Here is a 22,481-nt window from a genome sequence, read left to right as displayed (position 1 = left end):
CGACTTACGTCGTGTAATCCGCATTCAGCCGCACGTATTCCGCCGTGAGGTCCGTGGTCCAGAAGCGGATTCGGGCCTCCCCTTCTGAGAAGGTGAGCAGAACCTTGGTGTCGCGGTTTTCGCGGATCGATTTGCTGGCCGCCGGCTTGTCGAAAGGGACGGGAGCGCCGTTTTTGTAGAGCTGGATGTCGTTCACCCAGAGGCTGACGCCCTCGGGCTGAAATGGAATGCCGGCGTAGCCGGCGGCGGAGACGATGCGGCCCCAGTTGGGGTCGGCGCCGGCGATGGCGGTTTTTACCAGCGCGCTTTCACAGACTGCTTTGGCGATGACGCGCGCGTCTTCTCGCGTCTTGCAGCCGGTCACATCGAGCGTCACCAAGTGCGTAGCACCCTCGCCGTCGGCCGGGATGGCTCGCGCGAGCTCGCCGCAAAGTTCGTGAAGCGACTGCTGGAATTGTTCCAAGTCGGCGCCCGAGAGCGGGTTTCCGCCCGCAGCGCCATTGGCCAGCAAGAGCACGGTGTCGTTCGTGCTCATGTGGCCATCGATGGTAATGCAGTTGAACGTGTCTTCGGTGGCGTGGCGAAGCGCCGCTTGCGCGACGTCCGGCGTGAGCGGAGCATCGGTCAGCACCGTGCCGAGCATCGTCGCCATGCGCGGGCCGATCATCGCGGCGCCTTTGGCAAAGCCGAGCAAGCGGACCGTTCGATCGCCAATCTGAATCTCACGCGCCGCGACTTTGTGAACGGTGTCGGTCGTCAACATGCCGCGCGCGGCCGCGACGATGTGATCCTCGCTGTCGCCGAGGTTCTTCGCTGCCGCTTGAATTCCGGCGGCGACATTTTCCATCGGGATATAGAAGCCAATCACGCCGGTCGACAGCACGAGGGCTTGTTCCGCCTTCGCGCCGACGGCTTCGGCCGCCAGACGGGCCATTTCCTTCGCGTCGGCGTCCCCCTTGGGGCCAGTACAGGCGTTGGCGTTGCCGGAGTTGATCACGACGACGCGAATATCGCCGCCCGGCGTGCGGGCGCGATCGAGTCCGACCGGGGCGGCGAACACCAGGTTCGTTGTGTAGACGCCGGCCGCCACGGCGTCGCGGTCCGAGACCAGCAGCGAGAGGTCCAACTTGTCCGTGTCGCGCTTAATGCCACAATGGACACCGGCCGCGCTAAAACCTGCCGGCAAGGCAATCGATGCGTTCACAGCGCCGTCGTCTCCGGATAGCCAAAGAGTAAGTTGAAGTTCTGCACCGCCGCGCCCGACGCGCCTTTGATGAGGTTGTCGAGGCAACTGATCGTAATCACGCGGCCGCGCACCACGCGGACCGTGACGTCGCAGTAGTTGGTGCCGGACGAGTCTTTCGTCGCGGGCAGATGATCGACAACGCGCACGAACGGTTCGTTCGCATAAAACTCCCGGAGCGCCGCGAAAAGTTGCGCTTCGGTGACGTCGCCGCACGGGCGCGAATAACTGGTGGAAAGAATCCCGCGGTCCATCGGTACGAGATGCGGCGTGAAGATGACTTCGATGTTCGCGCCGCTGGCCGTCGAGAGGACCTGCTCGATTTCGGGCGTGTGGCGATGTCGCCCGACGTTGTAGGCGGAGAGGCTTTCGTTGCACTCGGGGAAGAGCGTGGTCAGCTTCGGCGTGCGGCCGGCGCCAGAGACGCCGCTCTTACTGTCGATGATGATTTCGGTCGGCTCGATCAGGCCGGCCTTCAATAGCGGCGCGAGGGCCAGGATCGCCGACGTCGGATAGCAGCCCGGGTTGGCGATCAACTTTGCGCCGACAATTTGCTCGCGGAACAATTCCGGCAATCCGTACACGGCCTGCGGGAGGTTATCGGGATCGCCGTGCTTCTCGCCGTACCAGTTGGCGTAAACAGCCGGGTCTTTGAGGCGGTAGTCGGCGCTCAGGTCGATGATCTTGGCCTTCGTCTGCAGCAGTTGCGGAACATGCGTCGTGGTGACGCCGTGCGGCAAGCAGCAGAAAACGCAGTCGGCCCGCGAAGCCGCGGCGATGGGCCCCAGGTCTTCCAGTCGCAGGTTCAACCGGCCGGCCAGCGAAGGATGCACGCTGGCGATGTGCGGGTTCCCCTCCTGTCGGCTGGTGGCGACGGTGATTTCCACCTCGGGGTGGCGAAGCAGGATTTTGATCAGTTCCAGGGCCGAGTATCCGGTGGCCCCCAGAATGGCGACGCGAGTCATAGCCATAGTTCCACAAACAGTTTACGCCGAAACGAGCGAAGCGATTGAGTATATGGGGGGCTAGACAATGCCGCCAAGGGCGCGGTTCACATGCGAGCCGAATGGATTTCTCTTCCCCCTCGGGCTGGGGTGAGCCGAGTATAATGATGTGCGCCCACACAGATATGAGGTTTGATCCGTGAATTCGTCTGATGCCGATTCGCTTCCCACCCCGTTGAACGGCGATGGAACGCCCCCTGTCCCGCCTGTCAGTCCCAGCCGCATTCAAGACTTGATCGACATGATCAAGGAGTCGGCGGAAAAGCTCGCCACGGACCAGCCGAGCCGCGGCGACTTGAAGTTGCTAAGCCGCGCATTGCGGGAACTGCGTTACGCGTTCAAAGTCTTTCAGCCGTATCGCACGCGGCGCAAGGTGTCGATCTTTGGCTCCGCGCGCACCAAGCCGGAAGACCTGGCCTACCAACAGGCCGTGGCGTTCGGGCGCATTATGGCTGCACACGATTGGCTGATCGTCACCGGCGCCGCGAGCGGCATCATGGAAGCCGGTCACCTGGGCGCGGGGCGCGACAACTCGATGGGGCTGAACATCATGCTCCCCTTCGAGCAATCGTCGAACTCGATCATCGCCGGCGACGCCAAGCTGGTGCATATGAAATACTTCTTCACGCGCAAGCTGATGTTCGTGAAAGAGTGCGACGCCGTCTGCAATCTGCCGGGCGGCTTCGGCACGATGGACGAGGCGTTCGAAGTGTTGACGCTGGTGCAAACCGGCAAGCGCGACCTGGTACCGATGGTGTTCCTCGACGCGCCGGGCGGTTCCTTCTGGCTCGAATGGAAGGAGTTTATCGAGCGGCAACTCTTGGGCCACAAGCTGATCTCGCCGGAAGATTTTGCACTGTTCCGGATCACCGACAGCGTCGACGAAGCGGTGGCGGAGATTCTCAAGTTCTATCGCATCTACCACAGCCTGCGGTACGTGCGCAACAAGTTGGCGTTACGACTCCAGGCGGCCCCCAACGCGGAACAACTGGAATACATTCAAACGCACTTCACGGATATCCTCGCTTCCGGGCAATTCACCGTGCGGGATTTCTTGCCGGACGAGCGGGACGACGAGTTCGTGCTACACTTACCGCGACTGGTCTTCCAATTCAACCGCCGCAACCTCGGCCGCCTGCGCGAAATGGTGAACTACTTGAACGAACACGTCGTTCTAGAACCCACGCCGCCCCCCGCTCCCACTGAAAACTGAACACTGAAAACTTCAAACTCATGGATATCGCTCCCATCCTCGGCCAAATCCCAAGCGGCCTGTTCATCGTGACGGCGCGGCAAGGCGACCAAGAGACCGGCATGCTCGCCAGTTGGGTCATGCAGGCCGGGATCGAGCCGCCCATGCTGACCGTGGCCGTTAACCAGGCCCGATATGTTGCCGAATGGCTGACGCCTGAATCGCCCTTCGTGGTGAACGTACTAGCGGGCGATCAACGCCGATTGTTGAGTCACTTTGGCCGGGGCTTCGCGCCGGGCGAGCCGGCGTTCACGGGACTGGAGATCGAACGCTCAACGCGCGACGTGCCCGTGCTGGCCGACGTGCTGGGACATTTGGAATGCGTGGTGAAGGGCGATATTTCGAGCGGCGACCATCGCATCGTACTCGGAGAAATCGTCGGTGGTCGACGGCACCGCGAAGGAGAACCGCTGGTCCATGTGCGGGCGAACGGGTTGAAGTATTGATGCGCCTTCGATTTGAACCGCAGAGGCGCTGAGACGCGGAAGGGGAGAGAGGCGGGAGAAGTGAGTGGGAGTCGCGGTAGGGCGGGCCGGGCGCGAGTTGTGGGTGGAATCCAAGTTGTGGCACGGTCTCCCGACCGTGTCACCAGCCCGACCGAAGGTCTCCCGCTCAGGCGCCAATAGTTCCGCCGTGGCACGGTCGGGAGACCGTGCCACAACAGCTGGTCTTGGCGGGCGCTACGGTTTTAGTTCGAGGCCGTAGCGGGTGCGCAGTTGGTTCGCGGTGGCGGCGACCTGCGCTGCGATTAGGATTGAATCGAGCGGCCGATGATGCGCCAGGATTTCCGCGAGCGCATGAATCGTGGACGCGCTCAATTGTGGTTGATGCAGCAGCATCAATCTTCGCTCGATCAGGTCGCTGAGGGTTGCGACCCATTCTTGGTCGATCACCCAATGGATGAACTCCACGGGGAGCGATGTGCCGGGGAGGGATGTGTGATCCCCAGCAGGTCGCTCGCGGAGAAAGCGTTCGATTTCCATCCCGACGAGCGGCCAGATCTCGGCGATTTGCTCGGCGCTGAGTTGCGAATCCTTGGTCCAGCGCGCGAATTGAGCCGTTTGTGATGGCGCGTCCGCCGGATAATACTGCGCGCCGGGCAGCGGGCGGTTCGACGAGTTCTCTTTCGGTTCGCTGCCAAGCTTGTTCACGATGGTGCGCGCCGCGCCTTCCGCGAGAGAGCGGCAAGTGGTGAGTTTCCCGCCGATCACCGAATACAGCGGCCACGGCGCGCCGGCGTGTTCTTCGAGCCAGTGCCGACGCGTAATCGCCGACGTTTTCGAGGTGTCGACCGCCGGCAATGGGCGTACGCCGCTGTAGTGGAAGGCGATGTCGGGCTCGGTGAGCTTCGCTTCAGGCACCAGTCGATTGACCGTTTCGAGCAGGTAGCGCACTTCTTCCGGCGAGGCGGTCGCGTCGCGCGGATCTCCCTCGTAGCGCTCGTCGGTGGTGCCGATGAGCGTCGAGTCCCCGAGCGGCAATACGAAGACCGGCCGACCGTCGGCGGCTTCGGCGTAAATGGCGTCGCCACGTAGGGCCTCGCGCAGAGGCGCGCTGTGCGTGACTAAGTGACTGCCCTTCGTGCCGCCCATCAGTTTTCGCGCGGGCGTTTCGATTTGTCCTAACGTCAGATCAACCCAAGCGCCGGTCGCGTTGATCACGGCGCTGGGACGAATCATTCGCCCCGACGCAGTTGATCCATCATGCGGACGGACGATCAACGAATCGCCATCGCGCCGCACGTGATGATAGGTCAATAGCTCGAATGACGCGCCGCGTTCCGCCGCGGCGCGTTGGGCGTCGATGAAGAGCGAAACGACGAATCGCTCCGGGTAGCGAATCTGGGCGTCCCAATACGCGCAGAACCAACGGTAGTCTTGGCGATTCACGCCGGGGACAGACGATGTTGTCGCTGGATGAACTTCGTAGCCCGGCAACGAGGGATCGCGCGCGTAGGCGTCGTACAAACGCAGGCCCAGCCGCACGAGCCACAGCCCGCGCGGGACGTTGCGCCGGCGATCGGCCTTGGTTTCCCAACCGAGAAAGCGGCGCATCGTCGGCCCCAGTCCGCCCCAGCGATGCGCGACGGGAATGAACAGCCGCAATGGCTTGACGAATTGCGGCGCGAGTTTCAAGAGCCGCGTGCGTTCGGCGAGCGATTCGCGCACGAGGTCGAATTCGCCGTATTCCAGATAACGCAGGCCGCCGTGAATGAGGCGCGAGGAATAGGCCGTAGCCCCGGAGGCCAGATCGGCCGCGTCGAGGACGACCACGTCCACACCGTTCAGCGCCAACTCCCGCGCGAGCGCCGCGCCATTAATGCCGGCGCCAAGAATCACGACGGGAGACATGAGGAAAACGCGAAGCGAGGAACGCGGAAGTCGGAACGCTGCATGATGGACGATGTGCGTCAATCAGGCAACCAGTTCGCGAACGCCCGCGTTCCTCACTGAAAACTGAACACTGAAAACTTCAAACTTGTTTAGTCGAACTGCTGACACCAATACACCGTGCCGCTGTTTGTCTGATAGGCCGAGACGCCAATCTTCGTGTAGCTGGCGTTGAGGATATTCGCGCGGTGGCCGGGCGAGTTCATCCAGTCGTTCAACACTTGCGGCGCGGTGTGCTGGCCCATAGCGATGTTCTCCGCGACCGGGGCCGACGTGTGCTGCAAGGAGCGACGTCGCGTCATCCAACTGGTGTGTCGTCGAGCGCTGCTCAACAGGCCGCCGTCGAGTCGCAAGGGACGCAGACCGTGGCGGCGGCGCACGCGGTTGGTCTCTTGCAGAATGCGTTTCTCGATGGCGTGCAGCTCGGCGGCTTCAACTTTCGGCTTGACCTCGGGATTCGGCTGGGCTTCAGGGGCGGCCGAGAGCGCAGCGACGACAAACAGCGATGCCAACATGCAGATTCCTCCAAGGGGGACATGGGTGGCGACGCTCAGTCGGCCGCAAAACAGGCGGCGCCGACCGCTTCCATCAAGGCGTCGCCAGGGACTCACCGCGGGGATGGCTAGGTCGCATTCGCGACTTTGCTGGTTGCGGTGAGTGTTCCGGTTAGGTTGGCCAGCATAACTGGTGAGATTTTTCGTTCAAGTGGCCCGACCGGGCAACTTCGGGCCGTCCTGGTGGGGGTGCTTGCAACTTGCCCCCCGTTTGCTACCTTGAGCCGGTCAAAACACTTGCCCCACGGCGGTCGCGCACGCGGTGTCTAGTACGCCCTGCCAATGGTCCGTGGAGAAAATCGCGCAACAAAAATCGCATTGTATAGGGAGAACTGCCGTGTCGATGTTCGTCGGGGAAGCCTTGGTCGGGGAAGGAAACGAGATCGCGCATATCGACTTGCTGATCGGCAGCAAGGACGGACCCGTGGGCGTGGCGTTCGCCAACGCATTGGCGCGGCAGAGCAAAGGTCACAGCAACTTGCTGGCCGTTTTGGAGCCGAATTTGCCGGTCAAGCCGTCGACGGTGATGATCACCAAGGTGACGATCAAGGACGCGCGGCAGGCGGTGCAGATGTTCGGCCCGGCGCAAGCCGCGGTTGCCAAGGCGGTCGCCGATGCGGTGGCCGAAGGTGTCATCAAGAAGAGCGAAGCGGAAGATCTCGTCATCGTGTGCGGCGTGTTCATCCATTGGCAGGCCGCGGACGACAAGAAGATTTACGAATACAACTACGCCGCGACGAAGCAGTCGATCATCAACGCCATGGGCGGCAAGCCCACTGTGGATGAAATGCTCGCCGGCAAGGACAAAGCCGCGCATCCGTTCCGCGGGTTTTAGACTTATTTCCTTGAACCGCGGAGTCGCTGAGGCGCGGAGAGGATTGGGGAGAATTGAGTTTTACGCGACGCCGACCAAACTGGTCGGCGTTGCTCATTTTGGTTGCGAGTTTCGAAATCTATTTTTCGCACCATCCGATTTCGTCGGGAATCGTCTGCGATGAAGCCTTCCATCCTCATTCAACTGGATACGGACGACCAGCCGAGCGTGTTTGATAGCGTCGTGGCGATTGACGCCGGCGCGGAGCATCTGTTGCGGCATCATGGGATCACGCCGGAGAACGTGCGCGATCGCGTGTATGGGGCCATCTTTACCCGAGGCGGAGAGGATTTGGCGCGGACGGCGCTCTTCATTGGCGGTTCCGACGTGCGCAGCGGTGAAGCCGTACTGAAGGCCGTCAAGAAGGCGTTTTTCGGACCGATGCGGGTCTCCGCGATGATCGATTCCGGCGGCGCCAACACCACCGCGGTCGCAGCGGTATTGGCGGTGGAAAAGTACATCGCGCTCTCAGGCGTGACGGCACTGGTGCTCGCCGCCACAGGCCCAGTCGGTCAGCGGGCAGTCCGATTGTTGGCGCGACAAGGCGCTACGGTCCGAGTCGCCTCACGCGATGTCGCTCGGGCGGAACAAGTCTGCGCGGCGATTCGTGCGCAGGAACCGAATGCGAAGTTGACGGCGGTGGCCGCGGGCAAAGCCGAGGAGACTGCGGCGGCGTTCGACGGCGTTGCAGTGGTCATCGCGGCCGGCGCCGCGGGCGTAGAACTTGCATCCGCGCACGCGTTGACGCAAGCGCGCGATCTGAAGGTCGCCGTGGATTTGAACGCTGTGCCTCCGGCCGGTCTGGCCGGCATCGACGTCATGGACAAAGGCAAAGAACGCGAAGGGCGCATCTGCTATGGCGCCATCGGCGTCGGCGGGGCGAAGATGAAAATCCACAAGGCCGCCGTGAAACGGCTGTTCGAGCAAAACGATCTGGTGCTCGATGCCGTGGAGATTTACGAGCTTGGAAAAGCGCTCGGGTGAGAGGTTTTATGTAACCGTTGACGCACCGCCATTTCGGCGCGGCGGTTTGCGTGGGTGCGACGGCGGCGGCTGGTGGCGTTTTGTCGTACTTGATCGCGCGAGGCGTGGATGTGTTGAGGGCCCAGAGGTCAGGCAGGAGCGATCGGATGGCGGCGGTGTTCGTGGCGAGCATCGCCGGTAGTTGGCTGAGCGGCTGGGCTTGGCCGGCACGAACCAGTTGTATCGCTGGAAGCGCGAGCAGTTGAAGCGTAGCGGGCCGGTGGCCACCTCGCTGGAGGCCCGCATTCAGGAGTTGGAACGGGAGCGGGACATTTTAGAATATGCCTTGGCTATTTTCAGCCGCCAGGAGTACGCTCATCGCGAGCTTCGCCAGCGCCTGATCGTGACGATCGCGGTGACGGAAGCCAACGGCGAGACCGAACGCCAGGCCGCGACGGACATGCTCGATGATCTAAAAACGAAACACCAACGCGTTCCCACGACGATGGGCGCTGATACGGGATGCGATGACGGCGAGTTTTTCCAGGAGTGGGAAGATCGCCCGATCGAACCGCACACCCCCTTGGTGCGCGAACCGGCGAAGTTGAAGACGGTGCGACATCCGAAGCGGCCCCCTGGCATTCGTGCGCGTCGTCGCATGAAGCGATGCTTGAAGCGACGCATGAAGACCGAGGGAACTTCGCTGAGTCAGAAGTGCCGCAAGAAGATTGAGGAATGTTTCGGCTGGCTGAAATCAGTGGCAGGCATGGATCGCAGTCGCGTGGTCGGTCGCTGGAAACTGCGGCAACTGCTGGACGTGTCGGCGGCAGCGTTCAACCTGGTCAGCATGAGACGCCCGGCGCCCGTTGCCTGAAAGCCCGTCGGGCGAACAGCGCCACTGACCACCGCGATCCTGCCGGCAACCCGCCCAGCTCAAGCAAAAGCCAGCTCGCAAAAAGAGAACAAACGCCTCGTTTGCGGAGTTCTTCAGCGGCCTGCGAGCGCTAAGCGCCAGCAAGGGGGAGTCGACGTTTCTGATCGCTTGAAGTGAACGCCGGGCTGATCGTCCGTTTCGCCAAAACGGCATTCGATTGTAAGGATGCGTTCTGTCGGGCGTCTTCGATTGGATTATCACCAGCTTTCGTTCCTTGCTGGCGCTACGGGCTTGTGTGAGATGCTTACTTCGTCAGCTCGAAGCGAACCGACTCAATCTTGCCGGTGAATTCGAACGTTCCTTGATCCTTGTAGGCCGGTGCGACGGGCGTAATCGAGTCGCGTCCGACTTCAAATGGTTCCAGCCCGTGCCGAAAAAAAGTGCGTGCGAGTTCCCCTTCGCCGGCTGGCTGATCGTTCACGAACAGCTTGAGCGTGCCGCCGCCGGTTTTCGACTTGGGATCGGGCGTGAATTCTGTTTTGATCACGACTTTTCCTGCCGGAATCTGCGCCGTGCCGGCAATGTCGACGTCGGCCAATTCGAAGGCTTGATATCGGAACATCGGCCTCTGGTCTTTGATGTAGAGTGACCACCCCGCGGAGAATGCGCCGGCGCACGCTACGACGCCTTCCGCGCCTCCGGCCGGGATATCGAGCGTCGCGGTCATCGTATGCGAGCGCGGGAAGAGCTGCGGGCCAATCGGCTCCGGCAGCCAGACGTCGTCGCCAAAATACTCCCAGCTTGCCGGCGGCTCGCCAGAGATGCGCAACTTGGGATCCATGCGCTCGCTAAAGCGGGGATCGAGCGGGAACACGCCGTATTTTTTCGCTTCCTCGAGGAACTTGCTTTGCAATTCCTTCAATTTCGCCGGCTGCTGCGAGGCCAGATCGACGCCTTCGCTGAAATCTTCGTCCACGTGGTACAACTCCCACGCCGCGTTGACGAAGTCGTCTCCCTTGCCAAGCGTCTCCCAAGGTAGGCCAAAGTGGCTGCACGCGACCCAGCCGTCGTGGTAGATCGCGCGGTTGGTGGCGAGTTCGAAATACTGGGTTGTGCGCCGTCCTGTCGCCTGGGCGTCGTCGAACGTGTAAACCATCGACGTCCCTTCGATCGGCTTCTGCACGATGCCGTTTACGGTTTTCGGCTCCGTAACCTTGCAGGCCTCCAGAATTGTCGGCACGACGTCAATCACGTGATGAAATTGCGTGCGCACTTCTCCTTTGGACTTGATGCCCTGGGGCCAATGAACAATCATCGGGTTGCGCGTGCCGCCGAAGTGCGACGCCACTTGCTTGGTCCATTGAAACGGCGCGTCCATGGCCCACGCCCAACCAACTGGAACATGGGGCTCGCTGCGCGGGCCGCCGATCTCGTCTCGTCGTTTGATCGTGCTTTCCAGACCAAGCTGCACTCCGATCAAACTCGCGATTTCGCTGAACGTGCCTTCCAAGCCGCCTTCAGCACTTGCGCCGTTGTCGCCGACGACGTACATCACCAGCGTGTTATCGAGTTCCCCTGACGCCGCCAGACTGTCAATCAGGCGGCCGACCTCGAAATCGGTGTACTCCATGTACGCCGCGTAATTCTCCATCAGTCGCGTGTAGACTTGCTTCTCATCCGCCGAGCGGCTCTCCCAGGACGGAATACCTTCCGGCCGTGGCGTCAGCTTCGTGCCGGAAGGGATGACGCCCATTTCCAATTGCCTGGTGTGCGTCAATTCGCGCTGCTTGTCCCAGCCGTGGTCGAATTTGCCGCGGTATTTTTCCCGATAGTCCTGCGGCGCGTGATGGGGAGCATGCACGCCCGAAGTACTGAAGTACACAAACCAAGGTTTGGCACGATCGGCCGCGCGGACGTTGCGCGTCCAGGCGATCGCTTCATCGGTCATGTCGGCCGTGAAGTGATACCCCTGCTCCGGCGACTTCGGCTGCGGCGTCCACGTCGTATTGCGGTAAATCACCGGGTAATACTGATTCGTCTCGCCCTGATTGAAGCCGTAGAAGTAATCGAACCCGAGACCCGTCGGCCAGCGATCGAATGGGCCGGCCGGGCTGATATTCGGCTCGGGAGTGTTGTGCCATTTGCCGAACATTCCCGTGGCATAGCCATTGTCGCGCAGCATTTCCGAGATGAGCGCGGTACTGCGCGGAATAATCCCCGTATAGCCGGGGTAACCCGTCCCCATCTCGATGATCACGCCGGTCCCGCAACTGTGATGATTGCGGCCGGCCAAGAGGGCGGCGCGCGTCGGGCTACAAAGCGCCGTCGTATGAAAGCGGGTGTATTTCAGCCCGTTCGCGGCGAGCTTTTCCATTTGCGGTGTCGGCACGGGACCGCCAAACGGCGAGCACATGCCGAAGCCAACGTCGTCCAACAGAATCAGCAATACGTTCGGCGCGCCCTGGGGCGCAGTGACCGACGCGGGGTAGCTGGGCGTCGAGTCCTTGTACGTGTCGCCGATTTTGCCCTCAAACGCCGGATCTGGCTGCGGCAGTTGCGTGACTGCGCTGGAAGCGGCCTGTTGCTTGACCGCCTGTGCGTGCGCGCGGTTCGATTGCCAGTTTGCGGTCAACCAACCGGCAAGTGCGCCGACGGCGATGACCGTCGCCAGGGATGTCCCACTGTTGCGTTTCATGTAGCTGATTCCGCCAGACGTTTATTCAGTGAAGGAGAAGATGCGCTTCCAGTCGCGTTGCATGTCCACGACGATCCAACCGCGTTTTGGCGCCGCGGCCAAGGCCTCGATAAGCTTGCCGGAACTTTTCGGTTGGGCGTCGTAGGCATATTCGCGGACGGCGTCGGTGTGGTGGACGATCAGCCCGAAACTTGGTTGCCGACCGATCGTGGTAAACTGCAACATTTCTTGATCGCCGTCTGAGTTGCCGAAACACATCACCGGCGTGCGGCCGATCAGATGGTGAATGGCCACCGGCTTGCCGGCTTTGTCGTCGTTCAGGGCGAGTTCGGGAAGGATCGTCAACGTTGGCTGGTCGTTGATCAGATCATACTTTGTTTTGAGCACCGATCCAATGACTTGCTCCGGCGGAACATCGTACACCTGTTGCGCCCAAACCCTCATGAACTCTTGCCCGCCGCCGGAGACGATATACGTCTTGTAGCCGTGCGCACGCAGCAACTTCAGCACTTCTTGCATGGGCTGGTACGTGCATTCCGAATAAAGCTTGCCATATCGCGGATGTTTGGCCGTGGCGATCCAATCAGCGACCGATCTCTCAAACTCCGTCGTCGTGCGGCCCGCATGCGTCTCCATCACCAATTGCAAGAGCAACTTCAAGTGGTTCTCGGTCAGCGCGGCAATGTCATGGCTCGCCAGCGCTTTGTAAGCCGGCTGCTCCTGGAGCTTCGGATTCCCCGCCAGCATGGCCTTGGCCGTATCAAGCGCGAAGGCTACTTCGAACGGGACCGGGTTCTCTGGCCACAGAGTGCCGTCGTTATCGAACACGGCCATGCGTTCGTCTTGCGGAACGAACTCCGGCGAACCTGCCGTCGTCGTCTTCTGGACGAATTCCAGAATCGCCGTCTTGGCCGGGCCCGAATTCCACGAAGGGAGCGGAACAACAGCGGGTGATTGCGCGAACGTATGCGCCGGTTGCAACCAGACTCCTGTGTAAGCAACGAGAACGGCGATGAAGTTTGAACGCAGTAGATGCATGCTAAAAGCGCCTATTACAGTGTTGGAGCGTATTCGCGAACGCAAGGACGGATGGTCGCGGTTTACTTCAAATCGATGGTCACGTGCTCGATTTCACCCGTGAACTTAAACGGCACGTCGTAGTCGAGGCTCACCGGCGTGCCGGTGTCTTCGCCGACGTCGAGGCCTTCGTCGAGCGAAATGCGGATCGGCACGGTTTTTTCCACGCGGCCCTTGGCAACTTCCTTGCCATCCACGGTGAGCGTGGCCATGCCGCCTTTACCGATGCCACCTCCGTCGTAGGCGAAATCCATCATGATGGTGTGCTTGCCGGGAGTGAGCGCGACTTTGCCGGCGACCTGATAGTGGGCCACGTCGACAAAGTTGGAGTGGAACACCGGCTTGCCCTGTTCCAGGTACAAGGCCCAGCCGCTGAACAGGCCGCCTTGCGTGATCAGCATGCCGTTCGAATTGGCCTTCACGTCAACGTCAGCCGTGACCGACCACGATTTGTTCTTGATGTCCGGGCTAGCGCCCTCGGGAATGCGGCTTTGCCCATCGTAGAACGTGAACGACTTCCGGCCGCGCGTCAGGCTCGGCCGGATGGCCGGGTCGAGGCGCGACGTCTTGCTGCTATCGAGCGGTAGCACGCTATGTTTGGCCGCCTCGGTGTAAAACTGCAACCGTAATTCCAGCAACTTGTCCGGCATCTTCGCCGCGAGGTTCTCGGACTGCGAGAAGTCCGTCGGAGCGTAAAGTTCCCAATTGTAGCCGGAGATCACGTCCGCCTCGGTCGCGGCGGCGCTCCAAGGCGGCACGATGGGCGTCGTGCAAGCGGTCCAGCCGTCGTGATAAATCCCCTGGTTGCCGAGCATCTCGAAGTACTGCGTCGTGCGCGTGCTCGGCGCCTGGGCGTCGGCGAAGGTATACGCCATGCTCACGCCTTCGATCGGCTTCTGCGCGACGCCGTTCACCGAGGCCGGCTGCTGCAAGCCCACGACGTCCAAGAGCGTGGGGACGATGTCGATGCAGTGGTGCCACTGCGCGCGTAGCTCGTTCTTCGCCGCGATCCCCTTGGGCCACGAGACCACCATGCCGTTGCGGGTGCCGCCGTAATGGCTGGCGATCTGCTTGGTCCATTGGAAGGGCGTACACATCGCGTTCGCCCAGCCGACCGGATAGTGGTTGTACGACTTCCAGGTGCCGATATCGTCGGCATGCTTGAGGACGTCTTTGAGATTCTCCGGCACGCCGTTGAAGAAGGTCATTTCATTGAGCAATCCCTGCAAGCTTCCTTCGGCGCTCGCACCATTGTCGCCAGCGATATATATGACCAGCGTGTTTTCCGTCTGGCCGAGTTCGTCGATCGTCTCCAGCACGCGGCCGACGTTATGATCCGTCTGCTCCAGGAATCCAGCGTAGACCTCCATGAAACGCGCGTAGACCTTTTTCTCTTCCGGGCTGCAGGCGTCCCAGGCTTGCACGCCGGGGGCACGCGGCGTGAGTTTCGCATCCGCCGGAATCACGCCCAACTTTTTCTGCCGCGCGAAAGTTTCCTCGCGAACCTTGTCCCAGCCTTGATCGAATTTGCCTTTGTACTTCGCGACCCATTCCGGCTTTGGATGATGCGGCGCGTGCGTGGCGCCGGGGGCGTAATAGCAAAAGAACGGCTTCTGCGGCGCGACCGTCTTCTGCATCTTGATCCATTTCGAAGCCTGGTCGGCGATGTCGTAGTCGAAGTTATAGTCCGGCTTGCCGATGTAGGGATCGATCGGTTTCGTTCCCTCGGTGACCGCCGGCCGCCATTGATTCGTGTCGCCGCCGACGAAGCCGTAAAAGTGATCAAAACCGAGTCCGGTCGGCCACAGATCAAACGGGCCGGCCTGGCTCGTTTGCCAATCTGGCACGTTGTGGTTTTTGCCAAACCATGCGGTGCCGTACCCGGCTTGCTTGAGCACTTCTGCGACGGTCGCGGTATCTTTCTGCATCAGCGAGTCATAGCCGGGAAAACCGGTCGCGCCTTCCATGATCGCAGCCGTATGCACGGAGTGATGATTCCGCCCGGTGATGAGCGCCGCGCGCGTCGGGCTGCAGAGCGCCGTGGTATGGAAGTGGTTGTATTTCAATCCTTTCTCGGCGAGTCTGGTGAGCGTCGGCGTGTTGCACGGACCGCCGAACGTGCTCGTCGCTCCGTACCCGACGTCGTCGAGTAAGACAAGCAGAATGTTCGGCGCGCCTTCCGGCACTTGAATCGGCTGCGGGAAGTCGGACTTGGAATCCTTCGCCCGCAGATTGATCGTGCCTTGAAACGGCTTCGGCGGCAGCGGCAGCACGTCGCCGACCGACGTGGAGGCCGGCGGCTTAGTCGCCGCTTCTTGAGCATGCGTCGTTTGATACGCACTAGCCAGCCACCCCAAGCAACCGCCTGCGGCAATAACCACGAACAGGTGTCGAATTCTTTTCTGCATGGTGGCGCATCTCGCTACTTCGGGATCGTTATTTGAATTCACATCAAGGGTTCGAAGCGCTCGCCGCGTCCGCTTCCGGATTCTCCATTCGCACCAGCAGCCAGTTCTCCACACGGTCTTCGCCGAAGTGCACCAGCGCCGGCGCTTCTTCTTGCGTCAGGTTGTAGATTCCCGTCTCGACGACGATGTCCTGGCTCTCGCCAATCCGGAAGGCCACGCGTTGCGTGTTCTTGTCGACTTGCCCTTGAATGGACTGGGCCTCGTCAGTCTGCGTGTTGAACAGCGTTCCGGAGATCACGCCTTGCTTGTCGACTGCGAGCTGAATCACGCGCGTGGGATCGACATCCTTGTCGCTCGACGAAATGGCGAACGTCCCCAGGGGCAGCCATTCGGCCGCTTCGGCCGCGGCTTCATCGGTCGGCGGCGCCACGGTGGCAAGATCCATGGCGCTCTGCGCGAATTCATCGCTCGTGGCAACTTGTTCGCCGCCGATGTAAACGGAGCTGTCTTGGTAGGTGACGTTGCCGTCCTGGCCGTAGTCGTAGTAGACCGGCTCCGACCAGACATCGGCTGGCGCGGACCAGGCGAACCAATTGGCCAGCGCCCCGTACGCCGGATAGCGCCACCAGTAGCTCCACGGATATCGATTGAACCCATAACCATAGTGCCAACCGCACCAAGGATGATGATGGCCGTTCCACCAGTTGGCGCCAAACCAGCTGCCGTGGTTGTGCCAATAGCCCCAATTATTTCGCACGCCATTGCCCCAGCCGTTCCAGTAGCCCAGCCGGTTGGGATAGCGCCCGCCCCAATTGCGGATGCCGCCGATCTGGTTCTGCCAGCGATTGCCGATCGCGTTGATTTGATTGCGATCGATGTTCGCCCACGACGGGCGGTTGCCGATGGCGACGTTGTTCCCAATGTTGACGTTACCGATGTTGATCGGGCGATCGTTCTGGCCGGGACGCATGGGTCGATCAAAACCCGGCCGGTTGCTAGGCCGATCGGGTCGGGCGATTCCTCCTCCGCCAGCGCCAGGACGATTGGGTCCCGGCAGACCAGGGCGGGCAATTCCTCCGCCCCCCGCGCCGGGACGCACGATGCCTGGCAACGTATCCGGGCGCACAGGCCTGTCCATGCCGAGGAAGTCGCCGACATCTCCCGGCGACGGACGGTTTCCAGCGCCAGGAAGATTCGGACGCGTATTTCCCGGGCGATTGGGGCGATCGACGCTTGGTCGATTCGGTAACTCGCCACCGGGACGATTCGGGCGGTCAACTCCCGGGCGATTGCCACCGCCGCCGCCCAAATTCGGCACGCTCGGTCGCGTCGTCGGGCGATTCATATTGGGGCGATTAAAGTCCGGACGATTGCCAGCCCCGGGGCGATTCACCCCAGGCAGCGTCGAGGGACCGCCCGGACGCGGGGCGGGTCGTGTCGACGGCTTCATGCCGCCAGCGGGCCGATTCATCGCGGGCGGGCGACTGGGCGTCGGCCGATTGATCGAAGCCGGACGGCCAGGCGTCGGGCGATTCATTGATGGTCGACTAACCGCCGGGCGACTTGCGCTGGGGCGGCTGACATTGGGCCGTGGCGGGGGCCGACTGCCGCCGATGTGCGGTGAACTGGGGCGTGCCGCGGGGCGGGAAGCAGGTCGAGCTGCCGCGGCGCGCGCGGCGCCGCCACCACCGCCTCCTCCACGTGCTCCTCCTCCTCCTCCGCCACCTTTCATGCCGCCACCGCGCCCCGAGGCGTCGCCGGTAAGCAATACCAAGATCGCCAAGCCCACGGCAAGTTGTTTGATGGAACCGAACATCGGTGATTCTCCAAGGCTTGCCTGAATGTTACTTGGTGGGCAGACCAGCCGGCGCCGTTGGAGCGCCAAGCATTGGTGCGCGCGCCATTTTCACGGCTTCTTTCGCGGGTTGCGGCTCGCCGTCGATTTCATGGCCGATCAGTTCCAGCGTGATCGTGTTGTCGTCGAGGCGCTTCAACACATAAGTGCCCGACGCCGCGCGGCCGTCGGACAGGGTCTGGCTCGACTTGATCAACCAATCTTCGCCGCTCTGAGTCCAAACGCCGTCGCCGAAGGAGCCGTCGGAATTAAACGACCAGGAGCGAATTTCTTGGCTGCGCGGATCCCAGCCGATGACTTGCGTACCCTGTTGCGTGCCGTCGGCCGATTCAATGGTGAACGATCGCAACAGGAACGCGTTACTCGCGGTCCAGCGCACTTGGGTCGTGACGCGCGATTCGCCACCGTCGTCGAGCCAACTTCCGATCATCCACTCCAGATCTTGCAGCGCTTCTGTCGACGTCGCCGGCGTGGGCAGTGGCAGTTCTTCGATGGAATCGATTAACCACTTGTCGCCCTGCTTGACGAGGATGGCCGCGAAGTTATTGACGACGGGCGCTTCGTCTCCGGCTCCGAACGTGGTTTCGCCTTCCACGCTGGCCACGTCCGGCTTAATCATCCGCACGCGATCCACGCGACCGGCCAAATGAGCGTTCGGCTGTTCCTTGAACGACGCGGCGATGTCCGATTGAATGGCTTCGCGACCTTCCGTGCGTTCGCCCGTTTCGCGATCCGTGTGGGAGGCCTGTTCCGTCCAAGCGGCCGCGACTGCCGCGATGTCTTGCCTGTTGAACGACTCCACATAGGCAGTCAACGCGGCGCGTACCTCGGTTTCGTTGGCCGCGGCATTCGCCGCGACGACCGCGACGACTACAAAAGACAGTGCCAGCGCACGGAACGAGTTCATGACGATCGCCTCCAAGGAAGCCTGGTGAGCGGAGCAAGCGAAGGAAAACGAAGAGAACGTCCACGGACTCGTGGCCGCTGCGCCGCTATTCTAGCGGCGGGGTTTTGCGTTCTCAATCAAACATACGCCTTTATCTGCCCATTAAGTGGCGCCGGCGCTGTCGCACCACGAAGCGCGCGTCCCATGGCTCGCCGTAATACTTTATGCCGTCGGTCGAGGAATCGCCTGTGCGGCTACCCGCAAATGACCACGCCAACCCATTGGCGGTCGTTGATCGAACGGCGGCCGCGATCCAATTCGCAACGTGTCTTCCCTGGCAACCCGAAGCGATTCTCGACAAATCGCCGCCGGGAAAGTCAGCGGAGGTTCTGTAGATTCACCGCCACGCGGGGACGATATAATACTTCGGACGACCGTCCTTTCCGACGTTCCGCAGTGGGGGCCGATGACGATGAAACAGCTCAAAATGATCCGGCCGACTTGCCTGCTCGTCATGACGTTGGGAATTATGGCGATGGCTAATTCCGCCGATGCCCAGGGCGGCGGCAGCCGCGGCAATGCCGCCCGAGCCCGGATTCAACGTCCCACGGTCAGCCCCTATTTGAACCTCTATCGCCAGGACACCGAGGATTTGCCGACGTACCAGACGCTCGTGCGTCCCCAGGTCCAGCAACAGCGGGTGAACCAAGTTCAGCAGTCTGAATTGACGCAATTGCGGTCTCAATTGGCGACCGAACAGGCGCGGCAGCAGCAACCGCTGCCGACCACCGGACACGTCTCCTATTTCCGGCACTATTCCCACTACTTCAGCCGGAAGAAATAGGATCGTCTGCCGGCTCTGGCCCCAGACAAGCGCTTGAACGGCCTACTACGAAGGGCGCCCTTCTAAAGCGCCCCATCGACCGATCGAGTCGATGGCTCCGCCTCATCTTGGCGGACGACCCTAATCACGCCGGCTTCAGCCCACATTGCGCAGTCCCCCCAGGCGCACTCGACGTGCCGTGACAACCGGCACAACCGGAAAATTTTCACTAGTCGGCACAAAGATTGTGATCCGCGCAATCCGATGAAGTCCAGGCGGGAGCGTTCCATCAGGACGTCACCGCGCCAGACGCGATGCCGCACTTGACGCTTCAGGGCGCCAAGGCAGCCCGCCTGGCGGTTTTCACTCGCAGGGGAGCCGAGCTGATGCCGAACGGACGCAGCACTTTGCCGATCATCGCGCTATTGACGCTCAGCCTCTGCACGGGCTGCATGACGATTCATAGGCCGCACCGGCCGTGGTTCGACGAGCAAATGCCAGCTCACGGTAAGGATTCGATTAAGGCGGCGTCGATGCCGCGCGAACTCGCCAAGACAGCTCTGCCCGAATATGTAATCGAACCGCCGGACATCCTGTTGATCGATGCGATCCAGGTGATCCCGAAGCCCCCGTATCACCTGCATGCCTTGGACACTGTGCTGGTGCAGGTGCAAGGAACGTTGCCGGAATATCCGATCGACGGCATGTTCGCGGTGGAATCGGGCGGCGTGATCAACTTTGGTCAGCCGTACGGCTCCGTGAAAGTCGTGGGGATGACGCTCGACGAGGCTGTCGCCGCGATTGAAACGCACCTTGGCAAAGCGCTCACTCAAGCGGTAGTTACCGTGCAGTTGGGCGAAACCATCGGGCAACAGCAGATCGCCGGCGAACATCTCGTCGGGCCGGATGGCAAAGTCAGCCTGGGCACTTATGGCAAGGTGTTTGTCGCCGGCCTGACCCAAGATGAAGCGAAAACAGCCATCGAGACGCAACTTTCCAAGCAGTTGGAAGGCCCCGAGGTCTCCGTCGAGATTTACGCCTACAACAGCAAGTTCTATTACGTCTATACGCAAGGCGCCGGACTGGGCGACCAACTGCTCAAGTTCTCGATCACCGGCAATGAGACAGTGCTCGACGCCATCGCGGAGATTCAAGGGCTCGACTCGGTGAGTTCGAAGCGCATCTGGATTTCCCGGCCCGCGCCGGACGTGGAAGGCGGTCACCTGATTTTGCCGGTGGACTGGAACGCAGTCACTGAATTGGGTTCGTCGAGCACGAACTACCAGTTGATGCCGGGTGACCGCGTATTCGTCGCAGAGGATCCACTGGTCGCCGTCGACACGGTCGTGAGCAAGATCATCTCGCCGTTCGAACGCGTGGCCGGTTTCGTGTCGCTCGGCACGCAAACTGTGTCGGGCATTCGCTTCTTCAAGTCGCGTGGAACTCGTGGCGGCGCCACAGGCTTTTGACCTCGGAATGGGCATAAGATGAACGTGACGTCGACAAAACTCGGTGCGCGACGCTTAACGCGGCAGGGCTGCGCCCTGACCGCCTGTTTGGCGACGATGTTACTGGGCGGGTGCAGCTTGAAACGCAGCGCCACCTGGGATCGCGTCACGCACCCGGACTTTATGTACGAGGAGCACACCACGCTCCACGGATTTCACCGCACGTCGTGGGATTCTTGGCCCGAGGAGTATCGCCACAGCGGCTGGTCCCGTCATGTCGACAAGTCCGTTGAGCAAGGAGAGAAGTTGCCCGATGGCGAGCCATCGCAGGAGCTGCCGCAGCCGGAAGTGCAGGAAGAAGGTGCTGATATTCCGGAGCAGGGCGACGCCCCCGAAGCGCGCACGCTCAAGCCAGGGATGAGTAAGCGACCTGCACGGAGACCGTTGGCGTCGACGCCGGCCGTCGTTCCGGCAACTCCAGCGATTCTCCCCGAGGTCGAGCTCGTCGCCGGTTCGGCGACGGTCGCCGTCGAGCCGCCAACGATCGAAATCCCGTTTTCGCTCGATGCGGCGCCCAGTCCTTGGACTGACCGATTTGCTTCGTTGATCGCCGCGGATCGCAAGTCGAAGTGGCGAGAATTGAATGAGCAAGAAACGGAGAATTCCGAATCGCCTCGGCCAGTGCGGCATGAGGACGCTTCGGCGGCGCCGCGACCGCTCGAAATCATGGCGGAACCCCTGCTAGAGGAAACGCCGCAACCGTCAACGCAAGGCGACGGCGCGGTACAATTCCGGCTCCGGCCGGCAAGCCCGGAAGTCGTGCTCCGCGAGGCCGACGAGTTACCTGCGTCGGACGAGGAGGTTCAACTCCCTGTCGCCGATACGAAGTGAACGGCGTCTATTCCAAGGAGTCGAGCAGGAAGTCCTCGACTTCGAGCGAAACGCCCTGCTGAAGCAAGTTCACGAGCACGACCAGACGTGTCGGCTTGGTGCGCGATTGGACCACGCCCTCAATTCCCGCCAATACGCCGCTACGCACGCGCACATGCGTCCCGGGCTGCAGCCGGCTTTCGATCGTCAGCGGCACGTCAGCCAAAATCAGGCGCTGAATCTGACGAAGGTCTCGCAGCAATCCCGCCGGGTCTGGTACCGGTAAGATCTGCGCCACGCGGTCTGTGCCCAGAGCCTTGACGCGTTCCTCGTCGGTAGCCTGAAGGAACAGGTAGCTGGTGAAGAGGGGCAGAAAGGAGCTGCGCTTGCGGCCACGATAGAGGCGAGTCTGCTTCACCAGGGGCAAGTAGAAGGGGACTTTCCAGGTAAACAGTTCACGCGCCAGCGACTTTTCCTGCCGTACGCGCGTATAGACGGTCCACCAATTGCGAGCGGCCCCCATTGGGTCCCGTGGGGACAACAGATCATCGGGATAGATGTCCTTCTCCGGCGGAAGCAACGGCACGCCAAGCCCTCCTACATCCATGTTACGAACAGGCGAGCTGGCGAGCCTACAATCCTGCGCCACCCCACCTTTAGACTAGCTTCACTCAACGCATCAGACTATCCGAGACCTGGCGAAGTATGAATCGAATCATCATCCACGAAACAGTGCCAATCGAGAAGTCACCGATTGGTCGCCTCTTAGCCGCGTGGTTGCCGTAGGTTGACTGCGTTGTGTGGGCCGATGGGAAAAAACTCCATCCGCCGAAGGCGTCGCAACCTAATTATTGTGGTTTTACTACTTTCGGGATAGATTCGTGATAGCGCGACGTCCCACGGCGGCACGGAAGCGGACGAAAGCGCCGGCAAAGAGGCCCGGATCATGTTCGCGCGAACACTCTCAACCTTGTGCGCAATGGCGGTCGCCTCGCGTTGTTGGGCCCTCGACGTTCCGGTCGACTACGTCATTGGTACTAACAACATCCCGATGGATCAAACGATCGACGTGCGTGGCAATGCGACGTTGACCCTTGACTTCGCTCAGGACTCTTCCGTAGGCGTTAGCGGAATCAATCTGTGGGATACTTCGAAGCTCTTGGTGCGTTCGGGCCGCGTCCAAGGTGAAATCCGCATTCTCGGAGACAACCGACTCGATTTCCGCGGCGGCCGCTTCGCTCAACGTCTCACCGGCGACGGCGACG

General features: G+C 61.4%; 19 protein-coding genes. 9 read left to right on the top strand and 10 right to left on the bottom strand.

Features of this window, described 5'->3' with window-relative positions:
• Positions 1-4: 4 nt before the first annotated feature.
• Together argJ and argC are read right to left on the bottom strand one after the other, a co-directional pair.
• A complete protein-coding gene (argJ, locus tag SGJ19_02880; protein MDZ4779177.1) occupies positions 5-1,204 on the bottom strand; it encodes a bifunctional glutamate N-acetyltransferase/amino-acid acetyltransferase ArgJ in 1,200 nt (399 codons plus the stop codon).
• A complete protein-coding gene (gene argC, locus SGJ19_02875; GenBank protein ID MDZ4779176.1) occupies positions 1,201-2,208 on the bottom strand; it encodes an N-acetyl-gamma-glutamyl-phosphate reductase in 1,008 nt (335 codons plus the stop codon). The genes argJ and argC overlap by 4 nt, the downstream gene beginning before the upstream one ends.
• A gap of 178 nt (positions 2,209-2,386) precedes the next feature.
• Between argC and SGJ19_02870 the strand changes: the two genes are divergently transcribed.
• Both SGJ19_02870 and SGJ19_02865 read left to right on the top strand, forming a co-directional pair.
• Positions 2,387-3,460: an LOG family protein gene (locus SGJ19_02870; protein MDZ4779175.1), complete on the top strand. Its 1,074-nt coding sequence runs from the start codon at positions 2,387-2,389 to the stop codon at positions 3,458-3,460.
• A gap of 20 nt (positions 3,461-3,480) precedes the next feature.
• Positions 3,481-3,945 (top strand): flavin reductase family protein, encoded by a 465-nt coding sequence (locus SGJ19_02865; protein ID MDZ4779174.1) that lies wholly within the window; start codon positions 3,481-3,483, stop codon positions 3,943-3,945.
• Positions 3,946-4,179: 234 nt separating this feature from the next.
• Here SGJ19_02865 and SGJ19_02860 read toward each other — a convergent pair whose 3' ends face one another.
• Both SGJ19_02860 and SGJ19_02855 read right to left on the bottom strand, forming a co-directional pair.
• Entirely contained in the window at positions 4,180-5,850 is a 1,671-nt protein-coding gene (locus SGJ19_02860; protein MDZ4779173.1) for a glycerol-3-phosphate dehydrogenase/oxidase, read from the bottom strand.
• Positions 5,851-5,981: 131 nt separating this feature from the next.
• Positions 5,982-6,404 (bottom strand): CAP domain-containing protein, encoded by a 423-nt coding sequence (locus SGJ19_02855; protein ID MDZ4779172.1) that lies wholly within the window; start codon positions 6,402-6,404, stop codon positions 5,982-5,984.
• Positions 6,405-6,780: 376 nt separating this feature from the next.
• Here SGJ19_02855 and fae point away from each other — a divergent pair, with 376 nt between their 5' ends.
• The 3 genes from fae to SGJ19_02840 all read left to right on the top strand — a co-directional run bounded on the left by fae (position 6,781) and on the right by SGJ19_02840 (position 9,154).
• Positions 6,781-7,278, top strand: coding sequence for a formaldehyde-activating enzyme (gene fae / locus SGJ19_02850; GenBank protein ID MDZ4779171.1), 498 nt, complete (start codon positions 6,781-6,783; stop codon positions 7,276-7,278).
• Positions 7,279-7,437: 159 nt separating this feature from the next.
• Positions 7,438-8,301, top strand: a complete 864-nt coding sequence (locus SGJ19_02845; protein ID MDZ4779170.1) for an NAD(P)-dependent methylenetetrahydromethanopterin dehydrogenase — start codon at positions 7,438-7,440, stop codon at positions 8,299-8,301.
• A gap of 181 nt (positions 8,302-8,482) precedes the next feature.
• A complete protein-coding gene (locus tag SGJ19_02840; GenBank protein MDZ4779169.1) occupies positions 8,483-9,154 on the top strand; it encodes a transposase in 672 nt (223 codons plus the stop codon).
• A 304-nt stretch (positions 9,155-9,458) separates the two neighbouring features.
• Here SGJ19_02840 and SGJ19_02835 read toward each other — a convergent pair whose 3' ends face one another.
• The 5 genes from SGJ19_02835 to SGJ19_02815 all read right to left on the bottom strand — a co-directional run bounded on the left by SGJ19_02835 (position 9,459) and on the right by SGJ19_02815 (position 18,096).
• Positions 9,459-11,849, bottom strand: coding sequence for an arylsulfatase (locus SGJ19_02835; protein ID MDZ4779168.1), 2,391 nt, complete (start codon positions 11,847-11,849; stop codon positions 9,459-9,461).
• Positions 11,850-11,870: 21 nt separating this feature from the next.
• Positions 11,871-12,887 carry an HAD family hydrolase gene (locus tag SGJ19_02830; protein MDZ4779167.1) on the bottom strand — a complete coding sequence of 339 codons (1,017 nt, stop codon included), beginning with the start codon at positions 12,885-12,887 and terminating at the stop codon, positions 11,871-11,873.
• Between the two features lie 62 nt (positions 12,888-12,949).
• Positions 12,950-15,334 carry an arylsulfatase gene (locus SGJ19_02825; protein MDZ4779166.1) on the bottom strand — a complete coding sequence of 795 codons (2,385 nt, stop codon included), beginning with the start codon at positions 15,332-15,334 and terminating at the stop codon, positions 12,950-12,952.
• A 43-nt stretch (positions 15,335-15,377) separates the two neighbouring features.
• On the bottom strand, positions 15,378-16,805 hold the full coding sequence (locus tag SGJ19_02820) for a mu-protocadherin- cell-suface protein (protein ID MDZ4779165.1): 1,428 nt from the start codon (positions 16,803-16,805) through the stop codon (positions 15,378-15,380).
• Positions 16,806-17,178: 373 nt separating this feature from the next.
• Complete coding sequence (locus SGJ19_02815; GenBank protein ID MDZ4779164.1) at positions 17,179-18,096, bottom strand: SgcJ/EcaC family oxidoreductase; 918 nt, start codon at positions 18,094-18,096, stop codon at positions 17,179-17,181.
• Between the two features lie 451 nt (positions 18,097-18,547).
• Between SGJ19_02815 and SGJ19_02810 the strand changes: the two genes are divergently transcribed.
• The 3 genes from SGJ19_02810 to SGJ19_02800 all read left to right on the top strand — a co-directional run bounded on the left by SGJ19_02810 (position 18,548) and on the right by SGJ19_02800 (position 21,237).
• The gene (locus tag SGJ19_02810; GenBank protein MDZ4779163.1) at positions 18,548-18,919 is read left to right on the top strand and encodes a hypothetical protein; all 372 of its coding nucleotides are present in this window, start codon (positions 18,548-18,550) and stop codon (positions 18,917-18,919) included.
• Positions 18,920-19,284: 365 nt separating this feature from the next.
• Entirely contained in the window at positions 19,285-20,367 is a 1,083-nt protein-coding gene (locus SGJ19_02805) for a polysaccharide biosynthesis/export family protein (GenBank protein MDZ4779162.1), read from the top strand.
• A gap of 18 nt (positions 20,368-20,385) precedes the next feature.
• Complete coding sequence (locus SGJ19_02800) at positions 20,386-21,237, top strand: hypothetical protein (protein ID MDZ4779161.1); 852 nt, start codon at positions 20,386-20,388, stop codon at positions 21,235-21,237.
• Positions 21,238-21,244: 7 nt separating this feature from the next.
• Here the strand turns inward: SGJ19_02800 and SGJ19_02795 are convergent, their stop codons facing one another.
• On the bottom strand, positions 21,245-21,802 hold the full coding sequence (locus SGJ19_02795) for a transcription termination/antitermination NusG family protein (protein MDZ4779160.1): 558 nt from the start codon (positions 21,800-21,802) through the stop codon (positions 21,245-21,247).
• Positions 21,803-22,195: 393 nt separating this feature from the next.
• Between SGJ19_02795 and SGJ19_02790 the strand changes: the two genes are divergently transcribed.
• Positions 22,196-22,481 (top strand): hypothetical protein (locus tag SGJ19_02790; protein MDZ4779159.1); only part of this gene is annotated, 286 nt, incomplete at its 3' end.

The sequence above is a fragment of the Planctomycetia bacterium genome (assembly GCA_034440135.1).
In the GTDB taxonomy this organism is placed as follows: Bacteria; Planctomycetota; Planctomycetia; order Pirellulales; family JALHLM01; genus JALHLM01.
The sequence above is the reverse complement of the archived record's forward strand: the minus strand, read 5'-3'. Positions and strand labels throughout refer to the sequence as shown.